Origin of the sequence: Acetonema longum DSM 6540 (assembly GCF_000219125.1) — a bacterium.
GTDB lineage: Bacteria > Bacillota > Negativicutes > Sporomusales > Acetonemataceae > Acetonema > Acetonema longum.
Genome location: NZ_AFGF01000251.1, coordinates 1 through 7274 on the forward strand (window position 1 = coordinate 1; position 7274 = coordinate 7274).

Sequence of the window (7274 nt, forward strand, 5' to 3'; positions counted from 1 at the left end):
CTGACGTAGATCTCCCTTAACCGTTGCAAAAGAACGGGCAACCAAGGTAGCATCCTTGTTGGGGCCCGCACTATAACCAATGATTTCTCGATTGAACAGGTCAACCAGTAAGCAAATGTAGTGCCATTTGTTTTGGACCTTCACATAGGTCAGATGCTCAAAGAGTACATGCAGATATACAATACATATCGAACGCATTCCGCCTTGGATGGTGCTTGCCCAGCCCAATGTTATCTCGGAAACTTGCCTCATGAGGCTGGTTCATATCAAACAACACAGAAGGGAGCTTAACTTATTTTTTTCCATTCTGTGTCTTGACAATGGGGAGCATTATAGAAACGCTCAACAATCTTCTCGATCAGGAAGCCAAAGACCTAACCCAAGCAGCCAAATATGAACGTACTGAGGCACGCCAAGGCTACCGCGCCGGCCACTATGACAGGAATTTGACAACGACCTCCGGCAATGTAACCCTAAAAGTACCCAAACTCAAAGGAATTCCCTTTGTACCTTATGCCTTGTTCCGCGAGATGGAAGATAACATTCCAGGCAGTTTTCTTGACAAACCCGCTTGGCAGAAGGTGCAGCACGAATTCCAAATCAATTCGGCTTGACTTTAATTAGCTGGTCTGTGTTTTCTTTGCAATCGAGATTGACAAAATTTTGTATCCAGCCTAATATGTCGATATAATCAACTAAAATGATCGTAAGAAGGTGAAGGCTGATTTATACTGAAAACGAGTCACTGGGCTTTATAGTCTACTGTGCAGACCTAAAGTTAAAGACTTACCTTCAACAGAGGATAAAATCGTATGGGATCACTAGAGAGCAGTGGTCTATAATGAATAAGTTATATGAAAAAGGTGGAATTTGTCAACAAGAGTTATCGGATTATACATTGAAAGATAAAGGTGCTATGACAAGAATTCTTAATGGAATGGAGGAAAGAGGACTTGTTGTACGACAAGTGAATTTAAAAAACAGAAGATCATTTGCAGTTTATTTAACTGGTAGAGGAAAAAAATTAAGGCAGCAGATTGAACCCATTGCTATTCAGTGCCTCAATCAAGCTACGGTGGGGCTTACAACAACAGAAATTCAAACACTTAAAATTTTATTGAGAAGGGTTTCTTCAAATTTGGAGTAATCTTATTAAAAGATCTTATATGTTTGCCGGAGTGAACCATGGCGCAATCGTAATGTGAAGCTCTTCGTACTTGATCCTAATTTTTAGAATTTTTAGCAGAGTAGAAACAAAGGCGGTGAAGCATTTCGTGATCGTGACTAGACAACACCGGGTTAAGATTGCCTGTCTGTGCTTGTTACTTTTCGTGGTGGGTATCTGGGTAGTTTGTAGCTTGAGCAGAATGGAAGTCTCTTCGCATAAGAATAAAGCTTTCGAATCTCGGGATTTTGTGATGGGTACGTTGATTTCCCAGAAGGTCTATGGCGCCCAAGGGCAGGCAGCGATCGATTCGGCTATGAAAAGAATGAACGAATTGGAAAAACTTTTGACCTTCAAAGCAGAGCAGGGCGATGTCTATAAGCTAAACCAAAACGCCGGGAAAGAGAAAATAGCCTTATCCTCTGATACCATAAAAATCCTAAGAAAATCCCAGCAGGTAGCGGAACTGAGCTCTGGTGCCTTTGATATTACCGTGGGCCCCCTGGTAAAAAGCTGGGCTATAGGAACACCTCAGGAGCATATCCCGTCCTACGAGGAGCTAAAGAAGATTCTCCCGCTGATCAATTTCCGGGATTTATATGTCGACGATTCAGCTGCTAGTTTGAAAAGGCCTGGTCAGATGGTCGACCTTGGGGGTATTGCTAAAGGCTTTGCAGGCGACGAAGTGATTCGAATCTACAAAAAATTCGGCATCAGGTCAGCCTTTGTGAATATCGGCGGCAACGTTATCACCCTAGGCAACAAGCCCGATGGAACTCCTTGGCGGGTGGGCATTCGCAATCCCCGTCCGGACGCGGGACAAACACAGCAGAGTGAGCAAATCCTAGCCACTGTCGAGGTGGTAAACAAAGCCGTTGTGACGGCCGGGGACGAACAGCGCTATTTTATCAAGGACGGCATACGCTATCACCATATTCTAGACCCAGTAACAGGCTATCCGGCCCGGTCAGATCTGATGAGCGTTACACTGATCATGGATTCTTCCTTTGATGCGGATGCCCTCGATACCGCCGTCTTTATTTTAGGCTTGGAGAAAGGCAGGGAACTGATCCGCCAATTCGGCGGGATTGAAGCGGTTTTTATCACTGCTGATAAAAAAATATACATAACTGACGGGATTAAGGGAAGTTTTAAACTTTATAATGAAGGAAATGAATACAAACTTGCAAATTAGTTCAATAGATGGGAGGCTTGGGTGACAGGTTGGGATGCCTTGAGCGGCAGGCTGCTGAACGCTGTGGGAATGTGGTTGATTAATGCATTTACAAGGAATTGTGACAATTTTCGCAGTATTTCTTATTCTGGACATTGTTGACAATATACGCAAAAATTTGTTATATTTAAAACATAATTTGCTTTGTTGATATATCAATAAAGCGCCAACATTTTATTTGGCTCAGATCTGTAAAGTAAAAAGTTACGAGGAGGAAAACTGATGTCTAAGATGAAAATGGTTGCCGCATGTTTAGTTCTGGCTATGGGATTATTTGCTTTGGGCGGATGCTCAAGCCCACAAACGGCCCAGCCCGCCGCAGAGATGAAGGTGTTCAGGGGTGTAGGTGAATCCCCCGTATTCCGTGTAGGACCTGGAAAAGACAAAAATGGTGGTAATATCTATAGTCTCACCTATGTCATTTGCAGTGCATTGTTTGACAAGGACGGGAAGATCATCGACGTTCACTATGATGGTCTGGAATTGCTCTCGCCAAACGATGTCGAACATCCGACTGCTTCCAAATTCTCGGGTTGGCCTGGTCAGGCTGGTTTTGCAGGAGCTGAAGCCAACACGGACGAAACTGCAGCAAAACAAGTTGCTGCCTGGCAAACAAAGCGTGAACGCGGTGACAAAGAATATGGCATGAACTGGTCAGAGCAAGTGGCAGTCTACCAGAATTTCTTCAAAGGAAAGACCGTAGCTGAAATTGAGCAGTGGTTTGCTAAAAATACATCTGATCTTAATGGAAGACCACTGGTCGCCAAAATGACCAATCCAAAGGACAAGGAAAAGTACAACAAACTGACGGATGCTGAGAAAAAGGCTCTTGCCGATGTGACCTCAGGCGCGACGATCAGTCTTAAAGACGCCCATGGTGATTACATAGATGCCCTGAAAAAAGCTTACGCGAACAAAGCCGAAGTCTCTATTTCCGGTAAATAGATTCTGTAAAAGTGAGGGATTCCTTAAAGGATTTATTATTCGTTAGGGGATTCCTTCATTGTTTAGAACAATATATTATTGATCGTTAACTCCTTCTTTGAAAGACTAAGTTCCTTGGATATGTACGCTTACCGTTTTAGGGCTGCTAAATGGGACAGGATAGCGATGCTAAGCTTACTTTTGCTGATTACAGTTGTTTTTTTTATGCTCGAACAGGGGTTATTGGGTATAGTGGATACTGGAAGTAGAATAAGAAGGGGGTGGGTTATAAAGTGTTCAAAAAGTTTGACTCTCGCATTAGTCGCCGAGACGCCTTGAAGCTTGGCGTTTTAGTAACTGCTGCATTAGGAATGGGTTTGCCGTTAAGCCTGCTGACAAAGTCTGCGGTTGCCCAGGATTTGGGTACGGAACAATTGGCTTTCCTTTTCGACCAGAAAAAGTGCATCGGCTGTAAACTTTGTGAAAGCGCCTGCCGGTCAGCAAACCAGGAAGCAAGGGATGAACAGGTGAAGTGGCGGCGCGTTTTGGACAATGGCGGCGATGAAGGTGAAGGGCATTTCCTTTCCATCAGTTGCAACCATTGTGCCGACCCGGCCTGCCTGACAGTATGCCCGGTCACAGCTTACACCAAACGGCAAGACGGTATCGTCGTTCATAATGCCGAGAAGTGCGTGGGCTGCGGTTACTGTATGTATGCCTGTCCCTATCATGCTCCTCAGCTTAGCAAAAAGACCAAACGGGTCACTAAGTGCCATTTCTGTTACAGCCGTCAGGATCAAGGGCAGCAACCTGCTTGTGTGGAAGCTTGTCCGAAGAAAGCCCTGACTTATGGTAAACTGTCCGAGTTGAAAAAAGCCCCAGGCGGGGTTGCAACCCTCAAAGGCCTCCCGTCGCCCACGATCACCAACCCATCATGGGTCATCATACCGAAAGAGTAGGAGGTTACAAATATGGAACTGCATTGGCATTGGCTTGTCGTCATATATTTATTCTTAGGCGGCTTAGGAGCCGGAGCCTACATCACTTCCTTCCTGGCGGAAAAAGGTTTCTTGGGTAAGGCGCCGAGTCTGACCCGGGCAGGGTATTTCATTGCGACTCCTGCTGTAGCCATCGGTACGCTCATGCTGGTTTTTGACCTCGGGCAAGGGTTCTGGAAACCATGGCTCATGATCGGCCTTTTGAGCAACTTTACCTCGGTGATGTCTTGGGGAGTCTATATCTTGTCGGCTTTTATCCTAGCGGGGTTTCTCAAGTGCTATTTTGCGTTCAAAAATAAAAAGGCTCCCGAGCTGTTAACCTGGGCCGGGGCTTTCCTGGCGCTTTGTACAGCTGCCTATACCGGATTCCTTATATCGGTCATCAAGGCTATTCCTTTTTGGAATTCCAACATAATCCCCGTCCTTTTTGTTGTATCAGCTCTATCAACCGGTCTGTCAGCCACTTCGCTGCTGGCGCCATTGCTGGAAAAGGGGACTTATCATGAGGGGCGGGCCAATCAGCTCCATTTGCTTCTGGTCGTGGTGGAGATCATCGTCGCGGCGTCCTTCATTATGGTGATGCTAAACGGGTCTAATGGTCCTATTGGAACCGAATCCGCCAAACTCCTGATTTCAGGGAAGTATCAGATAGTTTTCTGGGGCTTGTTCATTGTACTGGGACTCGTGCTGCCGGCTTTCATTTATCTACAGCAAATTTTGAGTCAAATAAAAAAAACTGGGGATATCCCGCAGAATATAACTGCAAATGATGTGGGGAGCGCCGTCTTGGCAGAAGCTGCAGCCAGCAGCAAAATCTACGGAGCACATTCCCCGCTAATGATTATTGGCGATACGGGTGTGATTATTGGCGGTTTTGCCCTCAGGATGCTGATCGTCTTTGCAGCTCTGCCGGTATGGGATGGATTCAGCATATACTAGCATATATTCATTGAAGGGTATTAATCAATTGGCAGCTGGCTTATTGGCAAGTGCATTAGACTTTGATCTGAACCCAACAAAACGGATCTTGAGTCAAAAAAGCCTCCTGTTGTAGGATAACTACGATAGGAGGTATTTATATGCCACAGAAATATACAAATATCAAGTCGTTAGAACATATCATCATGCAAATGCGTGAAGAAGGACGAACAAGGAAAGAGATAGCTGACGTACTGGGCATTAAAAAAGTGCAGATCAAGAACTGGATAATGGTTTTGCGCCTTCCTATCGAAGTAATCCATTGAGGTGAATGAAGGCAATGTTAGGCAAACAAAATCGACAACCAGCTTCATAGACATTGAGACTTGGTACGGCGGACCTACCGTGACCCTGAGAGTATCTATGGGTTACTTGACTCCTGGGGAGATCGATTAATTAACGGTGGCGAAGGGATATACCGGCGATATGGTTATACAGCTTTTGCGGGAGCGGGGCGTAACCTCAGCCATCATTAATTTAGGCGGCAACGTTCAAACCATAGGGACAAAGCCGGATGGCACACGCTGGCGGATTGGCGTGAAAGCCCCTAATGCCGAGGACAATTTCGCTATTCTGGAGGTGGTTGACAGTGCTGTAGTAACCTCCGGCGGTTACGAGCGATATTTCACGGATGAAACCGGCAAGGTTTACTGGCATATTCTTGATCCATCCACCGGGAAACCCGCCGACCGAGGTCTGAGTTCGGTGACCATTGTCGGACCGGAGGGCAGGATGTGTGACTCACTCTCTACGGCTCTGTTCGTGATGGGCGTTGAAGAGGCCGCAGCTTATTGGCGCAAGAAAGGTGGTTTTGAAATGATTTTGTATACGCAGGATAATACAATCCTCATAACGGAAGGGCTGGTTGACTCGTTCACCCTGAGAGATGCTTTTGCCCAGCTTCCGGTAACGGTAATCCGGCCATGACGAGAACGAAGATTTGGACGGCTGTGTGTGCTATGATTTTTCTTGCCGGAATATGGGGAAGCATCTTTGTGCTTCGAACACCAGTGAGCAATACGGTGGAAATCGCACAGGAGGGAACGGTGCTATACCGGCTGAACTTATCTCAAATCCAAGAAACGCAGACACTTCGTATTACCGGTCATGGCGGTTCAAATATTGTGCTGATTGAAAATGGGCAGATTCGTATTTCTCATGCGGACTGCCCCGATCAGACCTGTGTGAAAATGGGGTGGATGAAGACAAAAACACTGCCGATTGTCTGTCTCCCCCACCGTCTGGTGATACGATATACCGAAGAGCCTGGGGTGAATGTAGATGGGGCAACAAGGTGATGTATATGAACGCAAGAAAGCTGATAGAAATTGCATTACTGACAGCCATTGCTTTGGTGATTTTCCTTGTGGAGCTTAGGTTGCCCACTCTCATCCCCGTTCCTGGCATAAAATTAGGGCTGGCAAACATCATCACCGTTTACGCGATATACAAATATCAGGCAAGAGAAGTCGTGTTGTTGGTATTGGTGCGAATTTTTTTAGGCGCAATTTTCAGTGGTAATCTAATGGTGCTGCTGTATAGTCTCGCTGGAGGGATACTTTGTCTTGCGGGTATGCTGGCACTGCGAAAGATGATTCCTGAAAAGTGTATTTGGGTATCGAGTGTACTGGGCGCAGTTCTGCACAATATCGGTCAGATTTCGGTTGCGGTCTTGGTAACAGGAACAATAACGGTTATTGCATATCTGCCATTTCTTATAGTTTCCGGCTGTATCGCAGGGGGCTGCACGGGGCTTTGCGCACAATATGTTATAAAGCGAAAGCCAATTCTGATGTGATTTTATAGCGACACCGGTTCTATTTTTATAGCATGGATGCTCAAATGAAACGGAAGGTAAGTTTTGAGTGTTCTACTAAACTACCACCCACTAAAGCAGGTGGGATACAGCATAAATGCTGACGACTGAAAGTCGTAGGGGAAAGGGATTCAAAAAAGCGTTGTTGTCTCCCAGGGC

At 45.8% G+C, this 7274-nt stretch carries 9 protein-coding genes and 2 pseudogenes; 10 read left to right on the forward strand and 1 reads right to left on the reverse strand.

What is annotated here, in order from left to right:
- Positions 1-159: pseudogene (locus tag ALO_RS19020) on the reverse strand (IS3-like element IS655 family transposase); the annotation flags it as partial.
- A 155-nt stretch (positions 160-314) separates the two neighbouring features.
- Between ALO_RS19020 and ALO_RS23990 the strand changes: the two are divergent.
- From ALO_RS23990 to ALO_RS19065, 10 genes and pseudogenes are all read left to right on the forward strand, one after another.
- Positions 315-507, forward strand: a pseudogene (locus tag ALO_RS23990) (transposase); the annotation flags it as partial.
- 295 nt (positions 508-802) lie between these two features.
- A complete protein-coding gene (locus tag ALO_RS19030) occupies positions 803-1147 on the forward strand; it encodes a MarR family winged helix-turn-helix transcriptional regulator (protein ID WP_413788511.1) in 345 nt (114 codons plus the stop codon).
- Between the two features lie 271 nt (positions 1148-1418).
- Positions 1419-2360, forward strand: a complete 942-nt coding sequence (locus tag ALO_RS19035; protein WP_202945820.1) for an FAD:protein FMN transferase — start codon at positions 1419-1421, stop codon at positions 2358-2360.
- A 261-nt stretch (positions 2361-2621) separates the two neighbouring features.
- Positions 2622-3344: a hypothetical protein gene (locus ALO_RS19040; protein ID WP_004099361.1), complete on the forward strand. Its 723-nt coding sequence runs from the start codon at positions 2622-2624 to the stop codon at positions 3342-3344.
- Positions 3345-3616: 272 nt separating this feature from the next.
- The gene (locus ALO_RS19045; RefSeq protein ID WP_004099363.1) at positions 3617-4282 is read left to right on the forward strand and encodes a 4Fe-4S dicluster domain-containing protein; all 666 of its coding nucleotides are present in this window, start codon (positions 3617-3619) and stop codon (positions 4280-4282) included.
- Positions 4283-4294: 12 nt separating this feature from the next.
- Positions 4295-5260: an NrfD/PsrC family molybdoenzyme membrane anchor subunit gene (gene nrfD / locus ALO_RS19050; RefSeq protein ID WP_004099364.1), complete on the forward strand. Its 966-nt coding sequence runs from the start codon at positions 4295-4297 to the stop codon at positions 5258-5260.
- A 140-nt stretch (positions 5261-5400) separates the two neighbouring features.
- Positions 5401-5565 carry a helix-turn-helix domain-containing protein gene (locus tag ALO_RS22225; protein ID WP_004099365.1) on the forward strand — a complete coding sequence of 55 codons (165 nt, stop codon included), beginning with the start codon at positions 5401-5403 and terminating at the stop codon, positions 5563-5565.
- A 136-nt stretch (positions 5566-5701) separates the two neighbouring features.
- The gene (locus ALO_RS19055; RefSeq protein WP_004099366.1) at positions 5702-6226 is read left to right on the forward strand and encodes an FAD:protein FMN transferase; all 525 of its coding nucleotides are present in this window, start codon (positions 5702-5704) and stop codon (positions 6224-6226) included.
- 32 nt (positions 6227-6258) lie between these two features.
- Positions 6259-6597 carry a NusG domain II-containing protein gene (locus ALO_RS19060; protein ID WP_202945821.1) on the forward strand — a complete coding sequence of 113 codons (339 nt, stop codon included), beginning with the start codon at positions 6259-6261 and terminating at the stop codon, positions 6595-6597.
- Positions 6598-6602: 5 nt separating this feature from the next.
- Positions 6603-7097, forward strand: a complete 495-nt coding sequence (locus ALO_RS19065) for a Gx transporter family protein (RefSeq protein ID WP_040293955.1) — start codon at positions 6603-6605, stop codon at positions 7095-7097.
- Positions 7098-7274: the final 177 nt, after the last annotated feature.

Coding starts and splice junctions, on each gene's coding strand:
- ALO_RS19040 (WP_004099361.1), top strand. CDS start 2,622: ATGTCTAAGATGAAAATGGTTGCCGCATGTTTAGTTCTGGCTATGGGA.
- ALO_RS19065 (WP_040293955.1), top strand. CDS start 6,603: ATGAACGCAAGAAAGCTGATAGAAATTGCATTACTGACAGCCATTGCT.
- nrfD (WP_004099364.1), top strand. CDS start 4,295: ATGGAACTGCATTGGCATTGGCTTGTCGTCATATATTTATTCTTAGGC.
- ALO_RS19060 (WP_202945821.1), top strand. CDS start 6,259: ATGATTTTTCTTGCCGGAATATGGGGAAGCATCTTTGTGCTTCGAACA.
- ALO_RS19035 (WP_202945820.1), top strand. CDS start 1,419: ATGGGTACGTTGATTTCCCAGAAGGTCTATGGCGCCCAAGGGCAGGCA.
- ALO_RS22225 (WP_004099365.1), top strand. CDS start 5,401: ATGCCACAGAAATATACAAATATCAAGTCGTTAGAACATATCATCATG.